Raw genomic sequence first — 21,615 nt, forward strand, 5'->3', positions numbered from 1 at the left:
GGGCCCGGTCGGCCACGGCCTCCCGGGCGGCGGTCAACTCGTCGGCCACCGCGGCCCGGCCCTCGCGCAGCGCCCGGCCCAGGGTGACGATCTCGCCCACCTTCTGCCCGGCGAAGGCCAGCCACGACCGGATGCGCGGGTCCAGGTCCGTCTCGGCGGTGACGTCGTACGGCACGTGCAGCAGCGAGCACGAGGTGCTCACCGCGACGTCGGCGGCCATCCCGAACAGCGTGGCGGCGGTGGTCAGCGCCGCGTCCAGGTCGGTGCGCCAGACGTTGCGCCCGTCGACCAGCCCCGCGACCAGTGTCTTGTCGTGCAGCCCGCGCACCGCGGACAGCGCGTCCACGGTGGATCGCCCGGCGACGAAGTCGACGCCGATCGCCTCGACCGGGCAGGACGCCAGGACACCGAGCGCGTCACCGAGGTCGCCGAAGTAGCTCGCCACCAGGATGTTCGGCCGCGCGTCCGCGTCCCCCAGCCGCCGGTACGCCCGCCGCAACGCGTCCAGCTCGACGTCGGAGCGGTCGGCCACGAACGCGGGCTCGTCCAGCTGCACCCACTCGACACCGGCCTCGTGCAGCTCGGCCAGCAGCGCGGCGTAGACGTCGAGGAGCTCGTCAAGTTTGTCGAGCGGGACGAACGAGTCGCCCGCGTCGCCGTCCGGTTTGGACAGAAGGAGGAACGTCACCGGCCCGACGAGCACCGGACGGGTGCGCACGCCCAGCTCGGCGGCTTCCCGGTAGCTGGTCAGCGGCGTCCGGTCGGACAGCGTGAAGCGGGTGTTCGGCCCGATCTCCGGCACGAGGTAGTGGTAGTTCGTGTCGAACCACTTGGTCATCTCCAGCGGCGGCGTGGACTCCACGCCGCGCGCCATGGCGAAGTAGGTCTCCAGCGGGCCGAGGCCGAGCCGGGTGAACCGGGGCGGGACGGCGCCGACGGTGACGGCGGTGTCCAGCACGTGGTCGTAGTAGGAGAACGTGGTGCAGGGCACCTGCTCCAGCCCGGCCTCGTGCAGGCCGCGCCAGGTGTCGGTGCGCAGCCGACGGGCCACCTCCCGCAGTTCGGCCTCACCGGTGCGGGAGGCCCAATAGTTCTCCAGGGCGCGTTTGAGTTCCCGGTCCGGCCCGATGCGGGGCCAGCCGAGGACGGTCGATCCGATGCGTGGGGTCGTGCTGGTCAACGCTCTCTCCTCGCGAGCTCGACGGCGTGGCACCGACGTCCGGCGGGGAGGGGAGCGCAGGCGAGGGGCGGGGCGGCGTGCGGCCACCCCGGCATCTCGTCCGCCGGGCCTTCCCGCGAGACCCCGGACAGCCGCGCACACCGGCGGTGTGCGCACCGGTGGCAGGTCTTCGGACTCGCGGGCGTTCCCGGCCGGGAGGGCCGGTATTCCTACGCGCCGTCGCTTCCCAGACTCACCGTCCAGTGCGTCCCGGGTTCACCGGGCACGGCGTTCGTTCCCACTCACCGCTGCGGGGCAGTCCCGGACTCGCACCGGGTTCCCTCTCGCCTCGTCCACCACCACGCGCGACCTCGGCCCCGCCCAGCGGCACACGAACCACCAGCATGTCTCAGCGTAACGGTCATACTGTTGTTCGCAAGGATGCCCGCCGACCCGGCGTTGGGACGTATCGGAGTACCCGTGGACCGTGGGACCGTGCGACCCTCTGCTGGCCGGAGCACGCACGGTGCCCGTGTGAGCCGGACGGTGCGGCCGCACACCCGTGTTGGGCATCATACTCACGTCATCACACTTTCGTGTGCCTTTCTCGCGAGTGCGCCATACTGCTAGTCATAGCCCTCGTGCAACGGTCCCTTGTCCGTGCGGACAGAAATCCTGGGAGCGGACCGGCGAGTTCATTGAAAACACTTCCGGCGTCGGCTGCGACCGATACGCTCTCCCACGTGGGCGAGCCGAGGACACCCCCGGGTCCTAAGCCGCCTACGTCGACTTCACCTCCGTTTCGTTGGTAAGGAGTTCCTCGGTTGACCTACGTGCAGCATCTGTCCGTCCGTGTGCCGTGGCACGATGCGGGATGGGATGGTTCCGTATGCCGCGACCCGCTCGGCAACAGTTCGTGCGTGCTGTTGACCCACATCGGGAAGAGCCGCGAGGACGTGCTGGAGGTCGAGAACGCAGGCGGGGCGTTGGCCGACCTCGATCCGGCGAAGCGACCGTGTGTCGCCGAGCGCGCGACATTTCTCAGTCCGCGGGATTACGAGGTGCACAGCAAGCACCCGTATGCGTGGCACGCCGCGCTGAATATTCAAGAGACGACTCTTCGGCTACCGGCCTGGTCGGTGCATGCGATCCCGTACTACTGGTTGCACGCGGAGAACGTGCAAGACGTCCTCAAGGAGCACCGCCTCGACAGCTACGAGGAGGAACGCGAAGAACTCGTCGCCGACGTGTTGAAACACCGGCCGAACTGGGTGATGCACGGAGCGAATCAGAAAGCCGTCCTCGACACGTTCTTCCAGGACGTCCGACCCCACCAGTCGTTGGTGTTCTTTTATCTCAAGCATTCACCGTTCGAGGACGCGAGCTCGCGTCTGCTTGTCGGCGCGGGACTCGTGGACAAGGTCGACTTGCCGGGCCCTTGGCCGACCAGCGGCGAAAATGCCTTCCCCAACCACATGTGGGAGACCGCCGTCCGGCACACCCTGCGTCCGGACGGCACCGGCGGAATCCTACTGCCGCTGCAAGAGCTTGCCGAACTTGCCAGCGAGGGAGTAGACGTCTCCGCGGCGCTCGCGCACGCTCCGCAAAGCGGTCGTGAGTTCTCCTATGTCACCGAACACGTTCCCGCCGACACCGCTGTCGCGTCGCTGATGGAACTCCGCCGTGCGGCTCAGGCCGCCGCCGAGCTGGGGTGTGCCGCGCCATCGGCATCCCTGGAATGGTTGGATGAACAGCTCGGCCTCACCTGGCGGCGCCGAGGCCCTGCACCTGGTCTACCCGCCGTGCTCAAGCGCCTCGGCTGGAGCCAACCCGCCTTCGCCGCGCGGACCATCTCGACAGCGCTCGGTGAAAAGGTCGACCCGTGGCCGATTGTTGTGGATGCGCTGGAGAGGCGACCGGCACCGGACGAGGTCGCCGCGCTGGTGACTGAGCAACGTCGCGGAATCTGGAGTCGGACGCCTGAACTCGAACGCAAGGTGTTCGCCTTGCTCGTTCGTTTCGACCTCAGCGCCGATGAGGTTGGCCGCGTCCTCGACGGTGACACTTCGGGCGAGCTGGCGTTCGAGGATTTGCTGGCTGACCCCTATCTGTTGGTGACGGCGACGATCGATGACGACGAACCTCTCGCGTTCCCGGTCGTTGATCGGGGGTGTTCCCCCGACGGGGGGCTGGCGTTGCGGCATCCGTTGCCGATCGAGGTTCCGTTTGACGATCCCAATGACGCACGCAGGCTCGAAGCGGCGCTTATTTGGGTGACTGCCCGTGCGCAGGAGGACGGCCATACGGTGGTGCCGCTGGAGCAGGCGCAACGGCGGATCGACGAGCTTGTCGTCGCACAGGCGATCGATGCCACAAACACCGTGCTGCGCGGCGCTGACCTGTTGCCTGACCAGCTCGTTGACCGGGGAGAAAGCGGCTTGGGGCTGGTCGCGACCGAACTCGATGACGGAACCTACGCGTACAAGCTGGATTCGGCCGCAAGGAGGGTCGAGGCGATCAACGCCTTCCTCGAAAACCTCGAGAGGCGGGATCGGCATCCGGTGCCGGATGAGGTCGATGCCGGAATCGACCGTGTGCTGGACGAGGACCATACCGAGGAACAGAAGGCGGCAACCGAGCAGGAGGAGCAGGCGCGCACGGAGAAGCGTTCGGCGCTGCGGGAGTTGTACGCATCGCGGTTCACGGTGCTCAATGGTCCGGCCGGAACTGGGAAGACGACGCTCGTTCGCGCTCTGGTGCAGCGTCCGGAGATCATCGAAGGTAGTGTCCTCCTGCTGGCCCCGACGGGCAAAGCCTGCGTACAGTTGCAGCACAAGGTCGGCTTCCCGGCGCGTACGCTCGCCTCGTTCTTGGCCGGCACCGGCCGTTACTCCGGCGCTGCGAGTCGGTACCGGGCCACTGACGACGCGTCAACGCGACAGAGCTTCGGCACGGTCGTCGTGGATGAGGCTTCGATGCTCACCGAGGACATGCTCGACGCCCTCTTGGACGCGCTGCACCCACCGGATCGACTGGTTCTCGTGGGCGATCCTCGTCAGCTCCCGCCGATCGGGGCAGGGCGGCCGTTCGTGGATCTGGAAAACGCGGCTCGACAGCGGCACGGCGGCGAGTGGCCGCACGTCGTGCCCGGCTGGGCCGAACTCACCGTGTTACGCCGTCAGCGGGAGGGTCGCACGGGGGCACGCGACGACCTGATGTTGGCACGCTGGTTCAGCGGAGACGATCTGCCCGAAAGTTATGACGAGGTGTGGCAGCGACTCCGTGCAGACGAGCCGATGCCGAACCTGCGTGCGGTCCCGTGGAACGGTCGCCCGCCGAAGCAAGTAATCGATGACGTGCTCGCCGAGGAATGCGATGTCACGCGTGAGGACGACGGACGCAGCTTCGCCGCCTCCTACGGGGCCACCCTCGGCCAGTACATTAACTACAATAGCGCTCCGAGCCAGTGCGAGCGGTGGCAGATCCTGTCGCCGGTGCGTGGGCAGGCACATGGAACCGTGCAGCTGAACCGCCATCTCAAGCTTACCTATCGGCAGAACGAGCAACGTAAGGCCTCGGCGCGTAATCGGCACGTGCCCAAGCCGCTCGGGAGTGAGCAGATCGTGCTCGGTGACAAGGTCGTCAACCTCGCGAATCAGACTCTGAATGCGTGGTCTCGGGAGGAGGGCAAGACCCGTGCTTACGTAGCCAACGGGGAGATCGGCGTCGTCACCGGCCAGATCACCAGCAGGGGGAAGAAGGCCCCGCGCACGACGCAGGTCGAGTTCTCCTCACAGCCGGGGCGGCGAATCACCGTGAATCGGGTTGTGGGCGGCGACGGTGACGCCAGCGTTGAGCTGGCGTGGGCGCTGACTGTGCACAAGTCGCAGGGCAGCGAGTTCAAAACCGTGATACTCGTACTCCCCGCTGAAGCACGCACGCTCTCTCGTGAATTGGTCTACACTGCGCTGACTCGGCAGACCGACCGTATCGTGCTGTGTCACGAGGGGCCACTGGATGAGCTGATGACCTTGAGCCGGGCGACGGGGTCGGATACGGCCCGCCGTCTCACTGACCTCAAGCGGCGGGCGAAACCCGTTCCGGTGCGGGGGACCGACGGCACCGAGCTGGGCCTGCTGGACGCGGGCTTGGTTCATGTCACCGGCTCGGGCAAGCTCGTACGGAGCAAGAATGAGGTCATCATCGCGGGTATCCTCGACGAGCTCTCGCCGGGGAGTTGGGAGTACGAGAAGCCGGTGTACGGCTCGGACGGGCGCACTCGGTTCCCGGACTTCACGATCGCCACGCCAGGCGGTGGGTTGGTGTACTGGGAACACCTCGGCATGATGAATGTCCCGGAGTATGCCGCCGGATGGGAACGCAAGAAGGCCTGGTATGCCGAGCAGGGCATTCTTCCGCTCGACGAGGGCGGCGGACCGAAGGGTACCCTGGTGTGGACTGACGACCGTACGGGCGTGGATGCTTCCCAGTGGACGAGCCTTGCCCGGTCGTTCCTCTCCGATGGCCCGTCGAGGCCTTCCCGCGGCCGGGGCAGGAGGCTCCGGTAGGACACGGCGAAGGTGGCCCCGGCTGAGCTGCCTCTGCCGGGGCCACGTCGCACCGCTGGCTCGCCAGCTGTCGCGGAGTCCCGCAGCTCGCCGTGGCATTCTTCGTCGGGACGTCGATGCAGGTGGGGCCGGCCCGCGCGGACACCACAGTGCGGATGAACGCCCTGATCAGCGTCTACTCGACCGCTACGAACCCTCGATCACCCCGGTGGATCGCGAAGCCGAGATGCGCGTCGCCTACGCCGAGTTCACCAGCCGTCTGAAGTAGAGGTGACCACCACGGCATGAAGGAGGCCGAGACCGGCTCAGCGGAGTCACCGAGCGGTGGCGTGCCCGGGTGAAGCGGTGGTTGGGTGTCGCCACGGTCGAATTCCCCCTGCTGTCGTGCGTGTGTGGTGTGACGGTGGTGATGGTGGCACGGTGTGTGCGCAGGTCACGACCCACGAACGGGCGAAGTCGGCGATCCTCCCGACATCCTCCCCCGACCATCCCACCCGTCGTCCGGGAGAACGGGCTGCCGAAGACGCTTCGAGCCCGGCGGCGGGGGAACACCGCCTACGCCGCCGGCAGAGTCGCTCCGCACCGGGAGTCCGAACTCACGAGCTCACAGTCTTGAGGGACGAGGCAGTAGGGCTGGGGTGCGCGTAGTCACCCCGGCCTCGGACGGTTCTACGACAGATGTTTCGTGCGTTGGGTCTCCCGTCAGAAACTCAGGTTGGCGATCACCGCTTCACCGACCTTGTCGGCGAACCCACAAGGATCGGATGCATCCGGAAGGTCGTGAAGGGCTACGTAAAAGTATGCGACCTCACTGTCATTCACTCCGATCCACAGTTCGCAACGCCCCACGTCCCGGCGATCAGTGGGGCTCGCGTGCAGTGCGGGATATCCGCCGATCTGTACCTCTTCCAGAACCTCGGAGTCCTGGTTCCGCTCGCGGATATCTTCCAGGCCATCCGAATTTTCGGTCATCACGATGATATCCGCATGACTTCCAGAATCATCCGATCGCCTCCACATGCACGACTCAGCCGCCTGGCTGATGGTTCTCTCGGAGAGCTTGCCCTCTGCCAGACTGAGATCTGCGAGGTCCTCGTCGTTAAGAGCGGTACAAGGCTGATCCAGCAAGTGCGCCACATCTAGTGGTTCTTCGATCGGAATATCGCCACTTGCCTCGGTCGGAGATGTCGATGCAGATTCCAGATCCGGGAGCAAAGTCGTCGGTGTCCCCGACTCGCTCTCCGCGCAGGAGGTCAGGAGTAGGGCGAGTGCGAGGCCGACGATGCTGGACGACTCACGTCGGACGGTGGTCATACCTCGACCCTGCGGACTTGGCGAGGTCGTTACTACAGCCGTAGATCGTGAAGAACGAGTAATCGATCGCATGCTTCCTGCTTACCGGACAGGTGTATGTCGCAGTTTCTGCGGCCACCAGGTGATCTTGAAGCTCCACACCATCAACCATAATCGACTGGCTGCCCCCAAGAAGGGTTGGTCGAAGTGTCGGAAACCTAGGGACTCACGTTCGCGATTATCGCTTCGCCGACTCGGTCGGCGTACCCACAAGGGTCCTCTGCTTCCGGTACGTCCCGGAGTGTCAGATAGACGTAAAGCACTTCGGAGTCATTCACTCCTATCCATAGATCACAACGTCCCCTGTAACGACGGTCGGAAGGACTTGCGTGCAGTGCAGGATATCCGCCGATCTGCAATTCCTCGTAGAGCTCTGAGTCTTGGTTGAGTTCGCGGATGTCTTGCAGGCCGTTCGCGTTTTCTGTCACTACAATGAGATCAGCATGACTGCCGGAATCTGTGGATCGTTCCCAGATACATGAGTAGGCGACTTCACTCACGGTGTCCTTGTTGATCCGACCCTCAACCAAGTCGAGTTTCGTAAGATCTGCATCGGGGAGCGCTGTGCAGGGCTGCTTCAATAGATTTGTCGTGTCGATCGGCTTTTCGATCGAGCTGCTCGTCCCGTTCTCAGGCGGGGTGGTGGATACGACCTCTGTGTTCAACGACGTATTCGTTGGCGTCCCTGGATGGCTCTCGGCACACGAGGTGAGAAGCGCGCTCAGCGCGATAGCGGCCATGCCGATGAAGGGGCGTTGGGTGAAGTTCATACTTCGACCCCTCCCGCCTTGGTGATTTCGCTGTTCGCCTGCTCGTCCTGGGTAGCGATCTTCTCACGGGCGTCTTTTAGTGCCTCGATGTACTTGTCGACGTAGTCGATCATTTTTTCGATAGCTCTAAGAAATCCATCTCCAGACGGATTTGCACTGTTTGAGAAATCGCTGCTGGCGAAATCGTTTCCTGGTGGTTGAATATTCGTCATGTGCATCGCTTTTTGTTCATCGGAATCGAGAGCTGATCGCAAATCTTCCCACTCCGCGATGATCTTGTCGAGCTCTTCGGGAGAGAACGTGAAGTGGCCTTCCGGTGGCTTGGGCTCCCCCTGGATGAAGGGCGCCGCTATTGAGATCGCTTTACCGGCGGCCCCGATCGGGCCTGGGAGAGCGCTGGCCATCCCCGCTGCGTCGGCCATCGCGTCCGTCGGTGTGTCCTCCGCCATGACCCAAAGCCCCTTCCTTTGCGTCGGCGATCATGTGCGATCTTGACTGCAAGCGACAGGTGGCTGTCGCCCCAGTCCTGGGGACACGGTACGTCACGGGCCGGGTGCCTGGTGTCGTTCAGCACGAATGGCCCCCTGACATGAGGGGCGTGCCGGAGTACGGCGTGCTCTCTGCCACTACCGGGGCACACGACCGGGTAGCTCAGCCCAAAATCCGACCTGCTCGTCAGCGCGACGGCGAATGCTGGGAGGCGTCGGATTCGCCGGGTTGAGGAGTGACCATGCCTGCCTCCGAGACGGCGGTCGTGCTGGTCGGGCTGGGTGAGGTCGGCCAGACCCACCGTCGGGTGTTGGAGCGGTTCACCGAGGTCTCGTTGGTGGCGGGCGGCCATCGTCCCGGTAGTCCGAGGCACTCGCGTGCAGCGCGGGGTAGCCGCCGATCAGCACTTCTCCGAACAGCTCAGAGTCTTCGTGCTGCCGCTTACGGCCCGGTCGAAGTCGAGCGTGACGGTCTGGCTCCGGGCGGAACCGGTCGGTACGGCGGCGGTGAAGCTCATCGTGTCCCAGCTTTCCCTCGTACGTCCCGCTCGTGCCGTCCGGTTCAAGGCAGGTCTCAAGGGAGGGCGTGCCGACACGTACCCAGTTCCATAAGTGCGCTGGAGTTGGCAATGAACTGCCAGTTTGCCATATCAGGCACTTTGCCTGAGGTAGGCAAAGTCGGGAATGTGGCAAACCGGGGGCTCGGTGCAACGCTGATCACTGCGGTTGCGCAAGCGGTCGTCCAGTAGTCCGCGCGCATGGCCGCGACTCACTCGGATCATCCGACACGCCGGTTCGGGCAACTCCCGGACGCCTGCGCGATGCCCACCAGGAGCCTTGCCGATGCCCTGTCGCGGAGCGGAGCCGATCACCAGGGTGGGCGCGTGATCGGCCCGACGCGGGGCTGGAGGTTCCGCCGCGCACCGGGGGCTGCTGTAGGGCGATGATGGAGAGAGGACATTCGGTTGGCCGGATTCGTGGAGGAGGCCGCGCAGGCGTTCAACGTGGCGGCGGGGGAGATGCCGGTCGAGCTGGTGCAGGCCGCCGATCAGCAGCTCGAAACCGCCGTACGGTATGTGCAGCACGCGGGCGGGCCGGCGGGGGAGCAGTTCACCGCCGAGATCGGTGCGGTGCAGGCCGAGGTGCGGACGATGCTCGGCCGCCTGGCCGACGTGTAGGAGCGATTGCGGCAGGCGGCCCAGCAGGTCCTGCACGGCGGCGGCGGTTGAAGAGACGCCGGTAATGACCGGGAGACGGGTCGTTCCCGTCCGGCCGGTCGAGCCGTACCGGACTATACCGAACCCGCACCGGTTGCCGCGCTCATCGAGGAAGTCGTGCGGCGGGTCCACAAGATCACTCCCAGCGCGGTGGTCCGGAATTTCCGGACCCGTGACCAGCGTCCGGTCTGGTTGGATGAGGGAGACGACGACAGCGGTCTCGGACACCTCATTCAGCCCGAACGGGTCGCCGAGTTCGAGAGCTTCGGCGTCGCGCGTTCGGAAATCGTGGACCTGGTCGTGCGGGCGTTGACGGAGAGCACACCGGTGGGTATCTCCGGGAAGAATCGTCCGGTGTACGAGGTGCGGCACGGAGGAAAGCGGTGTCGGATCGCCGTCACCGTGGGGAGCAACGGTTACATCGCCGGGGCGAACCCGATCAGTGCGGACAGGAAGTTGAAACCTCTGCCATGAGTGAGAAGACAGTCGTGCGCCTGGAAACCGAGTGGGATGTCGGGCCGTTCTGGGTGTAGGTGGGAGGCGCGGTCTCCGACAACTACCTGCCCGACGAGGTCATCGAGGTGGTGCCGCTCAGCGGGGAGCTGGTGGCGGCGGTCGCGGAGTGGGACGGGCGTTTCCAGGCCGCGTTCGACCGGGACGTCCCGCAGAATTCGGGGATGAAGGACCCCGACGACCGCGCGCGGTTCGACGCCGACGGGCTGGAGCTCGCCCGGAGGATGTGGCGGGAACTCCCGCCCGAGTTCACCGTGCGGTACACGACGCTGGACGGGCGCACCTCCGGGATCGGATGATGGCGTCCGCTGCCGGGCTTCAGGCGACCACGGAGGTGGACGGGTGTTACCGGACGACGACCCGGTGTGGGAGCAGCACAGCGGCGGCCGCGGCCACCGGGACCGGCCGGAATGGCGGTGTCCCGACGACCTCGCCGTCGCCGAGGCCTTCTACGGCACGGTGCGCGGGCGGGCGAAGGTGTTCCTCGACGTGTTGATCGACCACCCGGGAATCCTGCTGGGCGTGACCGACTTGCACCGCCTGACCGGGGACGACGCGTTCTCGACACGGCGCTCGGTCGCCGGGGTGGTCAGTGGCCTGCACCGGGCGCACCGGGACTCGGGGCGCCGGTATCCGTACTACTCGTGGGGCGGGGACTTCGTCTGCTACGGCATGAAGCCCAGCGTGGCGGAGCTGTTCCGACACGCCCGGGAGGGCGACGCGGCGTAGGCGGCGGATCAATGGTGCACCGATACCGGGACGGCACGACCCCGGCACTGCCGGACCCGGTGCCCGAGCTGCCGTTGACTCGGAGTACTGCACCGCCATCGAAGCGGCGGTGGCGGACGCCTTCGACCTCCCCGACTACGGCGACCGCGACCCGCGGCGGAGCGGAGTCATCGGATAGCTCGCCGGTGATGGTCGCGCACGCTGCTTCGTGCCGAACTTCGATGGCGACGACCGGGACGCCACGGGGGCGCGCGAACGCGGCCTGCTGTACGTGTCCGGCTCCCGCGTGTGGGAACACCTCTACCTCTCCTGGACCGGCGAACCCTCGGAACTGTTGGAGTGAGCGCGCGGGAACGGTCCCGAGATCGATGGTCATCCTTGTCGTGCAGGTACCGTGCCGTTGTGGAGCGGCAGCGGGCTCGACCGTGCCGTCCGGAGCGGGCGGCGGTCAGAACCGGATGTCGCCGTGGATGTCCCGGGCCTGGACAACGTTGCCGCTGACCTGCCCGGTGGTGTGGTTGTTGACGCCGTCCGTACCGGACCGCTGATCGACCTGGACGCTCTCCCAGGTCTCACGCAGGCGGGCGGCGAACCCGGGGTCGCGGTCGGCGGCACCGTGCAGCTGATCGCGTAGTCGATCGACTTCGGGCGAGTTCTGCGGTGAGTCCGCTGCCGCTTCGAGGATGGCGGTAGCCGTGGGATCGTCGGCGAACTGGTCCTTGACGAGTTGATACAGGGCCATGACGCCGCGTCCGGCGATCGCGGCGGCGACAGATCCGAAGAATGTCTCGATCACCTGATACTCCCCCAGCGTGCCCGTTCGACGGCTGCGCCGGGTAAGTCTATCAAGGATCGCCGATGTTCCCCTGTCCTCCGGCTCGCCTGCGCCTCGTGGGATTCAGCATCGCCACCACAGCAGGCCGATGGTCATGGCGGCGGGGCCCATCGTGACCGCTGAGGACAGGAACCAGAAACCATTCACTTGTCGTTCGTGTGCCTTTCAAAAGTTCAGGTTTGCCAGACGAAACGGAGCTTATGGGGAGTGGCTTCTCTAGCGCAAGGAAGATGGCTACGCTATGTAGCGCGCTACGCCGCGTCGGTGTCAGGATGATCAGCGAAAACGGGTCAACCACACAGTGTGTCACTCTGAGTAGCTGTTTTTTCATCTGACAGAGTGATTGCTGGTCGTCCTGGTGTGTCCGTGCCCGGCGGTGCTTAACCGTGCCGGGACGGAGGGTCGGACTCTCCAGGGAGGTTGGCGAGTCGGCGGGCGACGTCTCGCGCGGCCGTGTTCCGCCCCCGCGCGTGCAGCAGCGAGACGGCACGGCTCCACGCCTTTCGCACGGCCGCGACCTCGCCCTGTGCGTGCGCGGTCCGGCCGAGCAGGTCGAGGATTCGCGCCTCGCCGAGTTCGTCGCCGGTGCTCGCGGCACGCCGGTGGGCTTCCTCCGCGAACTGGCGGGCGGCGGACAGGTGGCCCTTGTCCAGCTCGATCTCGGCCATGACGGCGTAGGCCTCCATGCCCGCGGTGATGTCGTGGACAGGGTCGAGCAGCTCGAGGGCCCGCCCGCCGTACTGCTCCGCCCCGTGCTGGTCGTTCTGCTGCCGGGCGAGCGCGGCCAGGTTGGTCAGGGTCTCGACCTGTCCGGAACGGTCGCCGATCCGCTCGCGGATCGCGAGTGCCCGGTGGAAGTGCTGTTCGGCCGCGAAGTGGTGGCCCTTGTCCGTGTACACCTCGCCGAGCCGGTGTTCGGTCACCGCGCTGCGGTCGTCGTCCCCGGCTTCGGCCGCCAACACGGCACAGCGGCGCAGCAACGCGAGGGCGTTGTCCGGTTCGCCGATCTGGCGTTGCCAGCGGGCGATGTTCAGCGTGGCCGTGCGGACGCCGATCGGCTCGCCCATCTCCTTGGCGATCCGCAGTGCGTGCAGGAAATGGTCGGATGCCGTGTCGGGATCGTCGCGCATCAGGGCGAGGTGGCCGAGATCGTTGCGTGAGGCCGCGTGGGCCAGCGGTTCACCCGCGGCATGGGCCGAGGCGGCGGCGGTCTCCAGGGCCGCGGTCGCGTCGTCGAACCGGCCGTGGTGCTCCAGCAGGCCGGCGATCGCGTGGGCGATCCGCCAGGCGTGGTCGTGCCTGCCGGTCTCCGCCGCGCGGTCCATCGTGGTGAGCAGGTTCGCCCGCTCCCGTAGGCCCCAGAGCATCGCGTCCCGGTCGTGCTGGAACGCGACGGGCACGCAGCCCGGGGGAGGTGGCGATGGGGTCGGTGTGAGCCGGTGCGGGAACACCGTGCGTTGCGCGTTGTGCGCGCTGACGAGGTAGAAGCTCAGCATGCGGTCCCGGGCGCGCGCCGCCTCCGCCGGAGGCGTCGGCAGCGTCGTCGCATAGGCGTGTAGGAGATCGTGCAGGCGGAAGCGGTCGAGAGAGTCCGGTTGCTCGACCAGATGGGCGGCGTGCAGTTTGTCCAGCCGGTGTGCCACGTTCCGGGACGGTTCACCGGTCAGCGCGGCGGCGAGTTCGACACCGAATTCCGGGCTCGCATGGAGCCCGAGCAGTCGGAACAGCCGGGCCTCGGCCTCGGCGAGATGCTCGTAGGAGTTCGAGAAGACCGCGTGCAGGCTCTCGTCGACGCCGTCCCCGTCGTCCCCGATCCGGAGCAACGTGCGGGAGTCGAGCAGTTGGTGCGCGATGTGCCGGAGCGGGGCGCGGGGGCTCCGGGTGGCACGGTCGGCCACCAGGTTGAGCGCGAGCGGGATGCCGTGGCAGCGGTGTGCCAGCGCATCGAGGTCGTCCGGTTCGACGGTGGAACGGTCGCCGAGTCGCCTGGCGAGCAGCGTGGTCGCGTGCTCGTGGCTCAGCGGGAGCACGGTGATCGGTTCCGTCCCGTGGCGCACCGCGAGCGCCCCGAGCCGTCGTCGGCTCGTGATGAGGACGACGCACCGTGCCAGCAGCGGCAGCATCGGCTGCACGTGGGCGGTGTCGCGCACGTTGTCCAGCAGCACCAGTGCCGGTTCGGCCGCCAGTCGCTCCCGCAGCCGCTCGGCTCGACCGATGGGGCTCCCGGGATGCTGCAAAGGGGGGTCGAGGGCGGCGAGGAAGCTGTCGACCAGCTCGGTCGTGTCCATCCGGGCGGCGCCCGAATAGCCGCGGAGGTCCGCGAAGAGCGTGCCACCGGGGAAGTGGCGCTCGACCCGGTGCGCCCAGTGCACGGCGGTGCTGGTTTTCCCGACGGCGCCGAGGCCGGTCAGGATCACGATGTGCGGACGGAGGGTGCCGTCGGTGACCCCGGTCCGGTCGTCGAGCTCGGCCAGCAGACCCTCGCGCCCGGTGAAGCCCCGGAGATCGTGCGGGAGCTGCCGGGGTACATGGTGTCGACCCGCGCGGGAGGGCGGCGTTCCCGCGTGGGGCCGCCCGTCCGTGGACGTGGAGAGCAGTGTGTCGTGACAGTGCCGGAGTCGGGTGGCCTCCTCCGGGTTCTCCCGGCGGAGTCGCTGGTACAGGGAGTAGTAGAATCGGTCGGCGTCGTCCTCGAACCCGAGTCCGTACAGCACCCGCATGCGTCGCTCGGCGAGGTCGGTGTCGTCGGCGAACTCGGCGGGCAGGTCGTCGAGCTGCCGTAGCGCTCGGTCCCAGTCCCGCAGCGCGATCTGGACGTCCAGCCCGAGGAGGACCGCGGGGAGCCACTCCTGCCGCACCACGTGGACGCGCCAGTTGTCGGCGTACTCGGTGTCGAGGTCGGCCAGCGGGCGTCCCCGCCACAGCCCCAGTGCCCGGTCGATCCGGGAAGCCGCCTCCGGAACCCGATCCGCCTGGTACGACGTCCGTGCGTCGGCCACGAGCCGCTGAAACACCCGGTAATCGACGAGGTCCGGGCTGGTTTCGAGGGAATAGGCCCGGTCGGCTCGAGGCAACCGGGCGCGTTCACCGGCGAGGCGCAGTGCCTTCCTGATCCGCGCGGTGTTGGTGTGCAGCGCGGCCGCGGGGTTCCGGGGGAACTCCTCCTCGGGCCACACCCATCCGATGAGTGTGTCGATGGGCAGCTGCTGACCGGCGTGCACGAGCAACGCGGCGAGCACCTGCCGTTCCCGCCGCTTCCCCCACTGCACATTCATTTTCCCGTGCAGACGCACGGCGGTGCTGCCGAGAATTCCGAACGCGATCTCGGATACCATCCGCGCACCCCCGGGCGGTCAATTCCACGGGCCTCGCCTGCGAAACGGCTGTATGGTGCCATCCACCCGGAGTGGAAGCCAGTGGGCTGCTGATTCCGACACCGACCTGTCATCTCCAGGGGGCCGGGGAAAGGTTCGTGTGAGAACCGCTGACAGGTGCGCGAAAGAAGCGCACCGCAGTGTTTCGCCATCAGGAACCCGTCGTCCGGAACAGGAGCGCGGAGATGACAACGGTCGAATGGGACTTCAGTTTCGTCGAATGGTATCGGGCGGGAGCGGAGTGCGGTGACGTCCCGGTGGACACCGGAGGGGTGAGCGATGGTGCCTGAACCCATGTCGACACCGTGGCTCAGGATCCCGGGCAACGCCGCCGCGCGGAGGTGGTTGACCCGGCCCGACTGCCGCACGGTCCTGGTGGTGGTGCCGCACATGACCGCCGGCACCCGGCTCGCCGACGTCCTGCCGTTACTGGAGGCGGACCACCGGGTGCAGGTGCTGTTCACCGTCCCCACGACGGCGGACATGTGGCCCGGGGTCGAGGACTACGTGCGGTCGTGGGACGGCGTGCTGGTGCCCTGGCACCAGGCCCTGCGCACACGTTTCGATCTCGCGCTGGCGGCGAGCTACCAGGAGATCGACAAGATCGACGCGCCGGTCCTGGTACTTCCGCACGGGGTCGCCGAGCGGTCCCGGGTCAGTCCGCGTGATCCCGAAACGGTCGCGGACGGCTCGTCCCGGATGCGCGACCTCGTCGTCCGCGACGGCAGGGTGGTGCCGGCCGGCGTGGTCTTCGCCCGGGAGCAGGACGCCCGTCGGTTTCGTGCGGACTGCCCGGAGGCGGCGTCCCGTGCCCTCGTGGTCGGCGACCTCTGTCTGGACCGCATCCGGGCCAGCACGCCCTACCGCGACCACTACCGCCGGGCCCTGGGGGCGGACGACGACAGACGGATCGTCCTGGTCAGCTCCACCTGGTCCGGGTGGTCGCTGTTCGGTACGGGGGAGTGCCTGCTGACCGAGCTGGTCCGGCAGTTGCCCGCCGACGAGTACCGCGTGGTCGCCGCGCTGCATCCCCTCATCTGGGCCGCACACGGCGCCTGGCAGGTCCGGGCCTGGCTCGCCGCGGCGCTCGACGAGGGGCTCGTGCTCCTCCGCCCGGAGGAGGGCTGGCGGGCCGGCCTGGTGGCCGCGGACCACCTGGTCGGCGACCACGGCTCGGTGACCCTGTACGGGGCCGCGCTCGGGCTCCCGGTGCTGCTGCATCCCGCAGCGGGACAGGACGTCCGCCCGGACAGCCCGGCGGGGCACCTGTGGCGGGTGGCGCGCACGATCGATCCGGACCGTCCTCTGCCCGCCCAACTCCGTGCCTCCGGGACCGCGTGTCCGTCCCACGGTACGGCGTGGGCGCACCGGATCAGTTCGGCACACGGGACGGCGGGTGTGCGGCTCCGTCGGGAGATGTACCGGCTCCTCGGGCTGTCCGAGCCCGCGCGGGATGTGCCCGACTCCCCGGTGCCGTGCCCCGTCCTCGCCACCCGGGAACCACAGCGGAGGGCCGACCCGTGACCGGACCGATCGATCGTCGCCGGACACCGTGGCCGGGGGTGGAGGCCGTCCTCGTGACGACCCGGCACGGCGGAGGGGACCGGATACTCGTCGCCGATCTCGCGCGGGCGCCGCGCGCCGGTCTGGGTCGTTCGGACATCGTGCTGGGTGGGACGCGCTCGTCCGCCCGCGCGGCCCACGGGCAGGCGGTGGGCATCCTGGCCGCACTGCCCGGATGCGTGCTCGTCGCACTCGTCGCGGTGACGGGGGAGTGCGTCGTCCTGGCCCGTGGCCGTCCCCCGGTCCTGTTCGCCGCCGGGACACGGGTGTCCCGGAACCCCGCCGCGCGGGCACGCCGGTACGCGTTGCGCTATTACGTGTCGCTGTGCGGGGCCGGGTTTCCGGGCTCCCACCCGGGGGCGGACGGGGTTTCCTCGAGCTGAGCACGGAGCCGGCGCGCGCGGGGGCTGCCGGTGCGCTCGTAGTGGGCGAGCGCACGTCGGAGAAGGTCTTCCGCCGCGCCGGTCTCCCCGGTCCGGGACCGGAGCTCGGCGAGCGCCTCCAAGGCTTCGGCGTGGTAGTGGTCCGCGCCGGACCCGGCCAACGCGTCGACCGCGCGCCGGAGTACGTCCCCCGCCTCGGCGAGTTGATCCAACCGCAGCTGGATGGTGCCGAGCCGGGTCAATCCGCGCAGGTACAGCACCGTATCGTCCAGCTCGGCGGCGAGTTCCGCGGCTCGCCGCGCCGGAGGCAACGCCTCCGCCGGGCGGTCGAGATCGCACAGAACCTCACTCATCCGCCGTAGCTGCAACGCCGCCAGACGCGGCTGTCGCAGGGTCTCCGCGATCTCCAGTGCCTGCCGGAAGCGGCGCAGCGCCTCCTCGGCCTCACCGGTTGTCCGGGCGAGCAGCCCCAGATGTTCCAACGCGGTCGCCTCGTCCCCGGCGTCCCCGGCCTCCCGGGCGAGTTCCAGGGCAGCGGTGAAACAGTCACCCGCCTGTTCGTGGTCGCCGCTGTCCAGGTGGGCGTAGCCGAGCTGCACCCGCATGCGGGCCTCGGCCCGGTGGTCGCCGCAGCGCCGCGCGGCTTCGACGCCCCACCGGTGGGTGCGGATCCAGTCCCCGTAATGCTTGCGGTAGAGGAACAGCCCCCAGAGCGCCTCGCACAGCTGCCACGCGAGTTCCCACCATTTCCGTTCCGCCGAGGTCCGCACGGCGGCCACGAGATTGTCCAGCTCCCGTTCGAGCCAGGCCAACGCCTCGACCGCACCCGCGTGCCGAGGTGGGCTCCGGCGCAGCCGCTCGTAGGCGGGGCCGATCCGGGGACGGAGGGGCGAAACCACCACATCGGCCGCGGCCGCGGCGTCGAGATACCACGCGATGATTCGCCGCAGAACGTCGGAACGTTCCCCGTCGCTCTCCCGCGCTTCCGCCTGTTGCCGTGCGTGCAGCCGGGCGAGGTCGTGGAAGCGATACCGCTCCGGCCCCGCTTCGGTCAGCAGGCTGGCGGTGACCAGGTTGTCGAGCGCCTTCTCCGCCTCGTCCACCGGGATGTCCAGCGCGGCGGCGGTGCGTTCGGCACAGAACTCCGGGCCCGGATGCAGTCCGAGCAGGCGGTAGGCACGGGCGACGTCCTCGGGCAGTCCCCGGTGGGACAGATCGAAGTTGGCCTGCACCACGGCCTCGTCGGCGACCCCGAGTTCGGTGATCCGTCGCCGTTCGTCGGACAGTGCGTCGACGAGTCGGGAGAGCGGTTGCCGCGGCCGGGTCGCGATCCGCGCCGCGACGACGCACAACGCGATCGGCAGACCCGCGCAGAACCCGACGAGTTGCCGCGCGGAGTCCCTCTCGACGGAGACCCGTTCCCGTCCGGCGGTCGCCGACAGCAGTTCCCACGCCGCCGGTTCGTCGAGCGGGTCGACGACGAGGATCCGGGCTCCGTCCAGCGCGAGTCCGCCCAGGCGCCACCGGCTGGTCACGATCACCACGGATTCCGGGGACGCCGGGAGCAACGGACGCACCTGGGCCGCCGTGTCCGCGTCGTCGGCGAGGACCGCCACAGCCCTGCCCGCGGTCACCGACCGGTACAGCGCGGCCTGTCCGGCGAGGTCAGGGGGAACGGCGTCGGCCTCGGCCCCGAACGCCCGCAGCAGTCTGCCGAGCACGGTATCCGGAGCTGTGGGGCCGGTCGAGCCGAACGCGCCCAGATCCGCGTGTACCTGGCCGTCCGGGAACCGGTCGAGGTGCTCGGTGATCCAGCGGGTGGCCAACGCGGTTTTCCCCACCCCACCGGGGCCGGTGAGAACCACCACCGCCGGTCCCTGCCGCTGCCCGGCAAGGAGGAGGTGGTCGAGGCGGGCTAGCTCGTCCGTGCGGTCGGTGAACGAGTCCGGCACCGACAACAACTGTCGTGGCGGAGCCGCACGAGGGCGCGAGTGCACGTGCACACCTCCGTGAATCGCGCCCGCTTGTACGGCCTGCCCCGAGATATCGCCAGAAATGGTGTTCTCGTCACCTGAAATGTCGTCCACCCCGTCCCTCCCGTTCGCTGTGGCCAATTCTCGGGTTCGGAGCCGCGTCGCAACACCGGCTGAACGGTCCCTCTCTGTGCGCCATGCTGACAGGTAGCGCGTTACGCCGCGGTACCGCCGTAGAGTCGGCTTCCGGGTGGGTGGTTTCGAAACCAGTTGACCTCCACCATGGTCGAGGTCGGATGCTGGTGTTCCGAAGGATCACCACAGACAGGGGATGCACATGGACACGACAGTGCCGCAGGGGACGTTCGACACCGCCTACGACGAAGGCTGGGCGGGCTGGGTGATCGGAGAGCCCCAGCCCGTCGTGGCGGAGCTGGAGCGGCAGGGCTGGTTCCGCGGCAGCGTGCTGGACGCCGGGTGCGGCACGGGCGACAACACCGTGCTGCTCGCCGGGCGCGGCCACGACGTGCTCGGGATCGACTTCTCCGACCGCGCCGTGGACCTGGCCCGGCGCAACGCCGAGACGCACGGCGTGCCCGCCCGGTTCGAGGCCGCCGACGCGTTCGCCCTGGAGGGTGCGGACCGCTTCGACACCGTCGTGGACAGCGCCCTGTTCCACGTCTTCGGCGCCGACGACCGCGCCCGCTACGCCGACGTGCTGCACCGGGTGTGCCGGCCGGAGGCGCGGGTGTTCGTGCTCGCACTGGCGCTGACCGAGGAGCCGACGTTCGGCCCGTGCATCAGCGACGCGGCTATCCGGGACGCCTTCACCGACGGCTGGGAGCTGGAGGACCTCAGCGCCGACCGCTACCGCGCCGTCGCGCGTGGGGACAACGCGACCGAGCTCGGCGTCGGCTCCGGCGCGCTGGTGGACCTGCCCGCCTGGCTGGCCCGGCTGCGCCGGGTGTGACATGCGGTTGGGTGTGACGTGCGGTGGGTCAGTCCGGCTGGTCCTCGTCGAGCGCCGCTTCCAGCCGGTAGTCGACGCGCACGTCCTCGTAGGTCCGGTCGGCGCGGACCCGGTCGGGCAGATTCACCCGCTCGCTGTCCGACCGGGAACGGTAGCCGGGTGAGCCGCTGAACGACACCCCGGTTTCCGGGTCGTCACGCCAGCGCATCCGCCCGGCGCGCACGGTCGAGGTGAAGCCGATGTCGGGTCGCCGGAGGCCGGGGACGCGGTTCACGTCCCGTGCCTCCGGCGCCGCCGTTCCGGGGAGGTGCGGCCCCCGCCGGAGTCGGACCGGGACCGGTGTGTCGTCCGGTCGGAGGTGCGTGGCCGTGGCCGCGGCCGCCGTGAGGTGCGCCTTCCGTGGGACCGATCTCCGGTCGCACGGTCGCTGGTTGCGTCGCCGGTGCGCCGGTCACCGTCTCGGTCGCCGTCGTTTCCCTCGTCGCGGACCTCGTCGGACGGCGTGTCCTCCTCGCGCCCGGTGGTGTCCGCGTGCGCGGTGCGTCCTCACCGTTGTCAGAGGTTCCGCGCTCATCCGTGGTCGTCGTGTCGTCGACGGCCCCCGGGCTTCACCTCCGACGTCGCCCGCCGCCGAGGCGGCCTCCCCTGCTGCCGTGCCGACACCGCCGCCCACCTCGCGCGCGGTGCCTCCGACGGTGCCGCCCACGTCGCGGGTCGCTTCTCCGGCGCTCCGGCCGACGTCTTCGATCGCTGCCCGGCACCTCGCCCGACTTCCGTGGTCGCTTGTCCTGCGCCCCGTCCGACCTGTTCGATCGCTTGCCCGGCTCCCCGGCCGACGTCGCTGACGGCTTCTCTCGCACCGTGGCCGACCCGCTCGACGGCACGCCGTCCCCCAACCCCGAGCTCGCCGACCGCCCCGCCGACCTGCTCCAACGCGGGCTGCACCGACTGCCGAGGGCGACATCGGCGGCCACGTTGAGCTTCACCAGGTCGAGCACCTCGGCCTGCAACGAGACGTGCGCGCGCAGGTTCTCCACTTCGAGCGAGATCTGGTCGACCGACAGGTTCGGTACGTCGAGCAGCACGTCCGGTGCGCGCTCGCCGTCCCGTGCCGGCTCCGGCACCGATTCGGAAGGGTCGCCGACCTCGCCGAACTGCCCGGACTGCCCGGACTGCCCGGACTCCGCGGGGCCGCCGGCCGCGCCCGAGGGCTGCGGACCCTCGTCACCACGCGGTGTTCCGACGCCCTCCCCGTATCCCGCCGGTCCGTGCTCGCGGACGGAATCGTTGCTCGTCACCTTGATCACCCCGGTAGCCGTGGAAGCCGCACCGACGGACTACCCGGATCAGGGATCTCACCCACCTCTGCTCGGATCCGACCGCGCGTCGTGGCCCCCGCTGCGGCCCCCGCTGCGGCCTCCGCTGGGCTGATCGGCCTCGGCGCCTACTCCGTTCGGTCCACCGACTTCTGCCTTCTTTCATCATAAGTTGGACTTTCCCGACCTTAGATGTTTACGCCGTGGTCTTAAGTCTCTACCGTCCCGTGAAGTTCGCGTTCATGGGAGGCGGAGATCACATGACCGATCGCAACCGTTCGGACGATTCACCGGTACGAGGACTCTCGCGCCGCTCGATGCTGGCCGGCACCGCCGCGGGCGTCGTGACGCCGGTCGCGGTCTCGTCGCTCGGTGCGGCCGCCGCCACGGCGGATCCCGGCAAC

At 68.5% G+C, this 21,615-nt stretch carries 16 protein-coding genes, 1 pseudogene and 1 riboswitch; of the genes and pseudogenes, 9 read left to right on the plus strand and 8 right to left on the minus strand.

The genetic code is table 11. From position 1 onward, the window contains the following. A pseudogene (locus tag SACHA_RS19870) lies at positions 1-1,180 on the minus strand (5-methyltetrahydropteroyltriglutamate--homocysteine S-methyltransferase); the annotation flags it as partial. A 143-nt stretch (positions 1,181-1,323) separates the two neighbouring features. Further along, positions 1,324-1,534, minus strand: a riboswitch (cobalamin riboswitch). A 458-nt stretch (positions 1,535-1,992) separates the two neighbouring features. On the opposite strand from SACHA_RS19870, the gene SACHA_RS0101995 reads away from it, so the two are divergent. Continuing rightward, positions 1,993-5,727 (plus strand): AAA family ATPase, encoded by a 3,735-nt coding sequence (locus tag SACHA_RS0101995; protein ID WP_232211790.1) that lies wholly within the window; start codon positions 1,993-1,995, stop codon positions 5,725-5,727. 702 nt (positions 5,728-6,429) lie between these two features. Here the strand turns inward: SACHA_RS0101995 and SACHA_RS23580 are convergent. From SACHA_RS23580 to SACHA_RS19875, 3 genes are all read right to left on the minus strand, one after another. Then, the gene (locus SACHA_RS23580) at positions 6,430-7,041 is read right to left on the minus strand and encodes a DUF3558 domain-containing protein (protein WP_083935752.1); all 612 of its coding nucleotides are present in this window, start codon (positions 7,039-7,041) and stop codon (positions 6,430-6,432) included. Positions 7,042-7,238: 197 nt separating this feature from the next. Next, a complete protein-coding gene (locus tag SACHA_RS23585) occupies positions 7,239-7,850 on the minus strand; it encodes a DUF3558 domain-containing protein (protein ID WP_083935753.1) in 612 nt (203 codons plus the stop codon). Continuing rightward, positions 7,847-8,299, minus strand: coding sequence for a PE domain-containing protein (locus tag SACHA_RS19875; RefSeq protein ID WP_051110062.1), 453 nt, complete (start codon positions 8,297-8,299; stop codon positions 7,847-7,849). The genes SACHA_RS23585 and SACHA_RS19875 overlap by 4 nt, the downstream gene beginning before the upstream one ends. Positions 8,300-9,303: 1,004 nt before the next feature. Between SACHA_RS19875 and SACHA_RS0102015 the strand changes: the two genes are divergently transcribed. The 5 genes from SACHA_RS0102015 to SACHA_RS26420 all read left to right on the plus strand — a co-directional run bounded on the left by SACHA_RS0102015 (position 9,304) and on the right by SACHA_RS26420 (position 11,140). Beyond that, complete coding sequence (locus SACHA_RS0102015; protein WP_019806800.1) at positions 9,304-9,516, plus strand: hypothetical protein; 213 nt, start codon at positions 9,304-9,306, stop codon at positions 9,514-9,516. Positions 9,517-9,747: 231 nt separating this feature from the next. Further along, entirely contained in the window at positions 9,748-10,029 is a 282-nt protein-coding gene (locus tag SACHA_RS0102020) for a hypothetical protein (RefSeq protein ID WP_232211788.1), read from the plus strand. Between the two features lie 59 nt (positions 10,030-10,088). After that, on the plus strand, positions 10,089-10,367 hold the full coding sequence (locus tag SACHA_RS0102025) for a hypothetical protein (RefSeq protein WP_019806805.1): 279 nt from the start codon (positions 10,089-10,091) through the stop codon (positions 10,365-10,367). A gap of 43 nt (positions 10,368-10,410) precedes the next feature. Next, complete coding sequence (locus SACHA_RS0102030; protein ID WP_019806807.1) at positions 10,411-10,797, plus strand: DUF6416 domain-containing protein; 387 nt, start codon at positions 10,411-10,413, stop codon at positions 10,795-10,797. Between the two features lie 208 nt (positions 10,798-11,005). Further along, the gene (locus SACHA_RS26420) at positions 11,006-11,140 is read left to right on the plus strand and encodes a hypothetical protein (RefSeq protein WP_019806809.1); all 135 of its coding nucleotides are present in this window, start codon (positions 11,006-11,008) and stop codon (positions 11,138-11,140) included. A 105-nt stretch (positions 11,141-11,245) separates the two neighbouring features. Here the strand turns inward: SACHA_RS26420 and SACHA_RS0102040 are convergent, their stop codons facing one another. Both SACHA_RS0102040 and SACHA_RS0102045 read right to left on the minus strand, forming a co-directional pair. Continuing rightward, entirely contained in the window at positions 11,246-11,593 is a 348-nt protein-coding gene (locus SACHA_RS0102040) for a hypothetical protein (protein WP_019806810.1), read from the minus strand. Positions 11,594-12,012: 419 nt separating this feature from the next. Further along, complete coding sequence (locus SACHA_RS0102045) at positions 12,013-14,967, minus strand: AfsR/SARP family transcriptional regulator (protein WP_019806811.1); 2,955 nt, start codon at positions 14,965-14,967, stop codon at positions 12,013-12,015. 333 nt (positions 14,968-15,300) lie between these two features. Here SACHA_RS0102045 and SACHA_RS19880 point away from each other — a divergent pair, with 333 nt between their 5' ends. Both SACHA_RS19880 and SACHA_RS0102055 read left to right on the plus strand, forming a co-directional pair. After that, a complete protein-coding gene (locus SACHA_RS19880) occupies positions 15,301-16,530 on the plus strand; it encodes a hypothetical protein (RefSeq protein WP_019806812.1) in 1,230 nt (409 codons plus the stop codon). Further along, entirely contained in the window at positions 16,527-16,952 is a 426-nt protein-coding gene (locus SACHA_RS0102055) for a hypothetical protein (RefSeq protein WP_019806813.1), read from the plus strand. The genes SACHA_RS19880 and SACHA_RS0102055 overlap by 4 nt, the downstream gene beginning before the upstream one ends. Here SACHA_RS0102055 and SACHA_RS0102060 read toward each other — a convergent pair. After that, a complete protein-coding gene (locus SACHA_RS0102060) occupies positions 16,883-18,904 on the minus strand; it encodes an ATP-binding protein (RefSeq protein WP_019806814.1) in 2,022 nt (673 codons plus the stop codon). The genes SACHA_RS0102055 and SACHA_RS0102060 overlap by 70 nt on opposite strands. Positions 18,905-19,262: 358 nt before the next feature. Here SACHA_RS0102060 and SACHA_RS0102065 point away from each other — a divergent pair, with 358 nt between their 5' ends. Next, the gene (locus SACHA_RS0102065) at positions 19,263-19,895 is read left to right on the plus strand and encodes a class I SAM-dependent methyltransferase (protein WP_028662801.1); all 633 of its coding nucleotides are present in this window, start codon (positions 19,263-19,265) and stop codon (positions 19,893-19,895) included. 28 nt (positions 19,896-19,923) lie between these two features. On the opposite strand, the gene SACHA_RS0102070 is transcribed toward SACHA_RS0102065, so the two are convergent. Then, positions 19,924-20,169: a hypothetical protein gene (locus tag SACHA_RS0102070; RefSeq protein ID WP_019806816.1), complete on the minus strand. Its 246-nt coding sequence runs from the start codon at positions 20,167-20,169 to the stop codon at positions 19,924-19,926. Positions 20,170-21,615: the final 1,446 nt, after the last annotated feature.

Source organism: Saccharomonospora halophila 8, from assembly GCF_000383775.1.
GTDB lineage: Bacteria > Actinomycetota > Actinomycetes > Mycobacteriales > Pseudonocardiaceae > Saccharomonospora > Saccharomonospora halophila.

Coding starts and splice junctions, on each gene's coding strand:
- SACHA_RS23580 (WP_083935752.1), bottom strand. CDS start 7,041: ATGACCACCGTCCGACGTGAGTCGTCCAGCATCGTCGGCCTCGCACTC.
- SACHA_RS0102065 (WP_028662801.1), top strand. CDS start 19,263: ATGGACACGACAGTGCCGCAGGGGACGTTCGACACCGCCTACGACGAA.
- SACHA_RS19880 (WP_019806812.1), top strand. CDS start 15,301: ATGTCGACACCGTGGCTCAGGATCCCGGGCAACGCCGCCGCGCGGAGG.
- SACHA_RS0102045 (WP_019806811.1), bottom strand. CDS start 14,967: ATGGTATCCGAGATCGCGTTCGGAATTCTCGGCAGCACCGCCGTGCGT.
- SACHA_RS19875 (WP_051110062.1), bottom strand. CDS start 8,299: ATGGCGGAGGACACACCGACGGACGCGATGGCCGACGCAGCGGGGATG.
- SACHA_RS23585 (WP_083935753.1), bottom strand. CDS start 7,850: ATGAACTTCACCCAACGCCCCTTCATCGGCATGGCCGCTATCGCGCTG.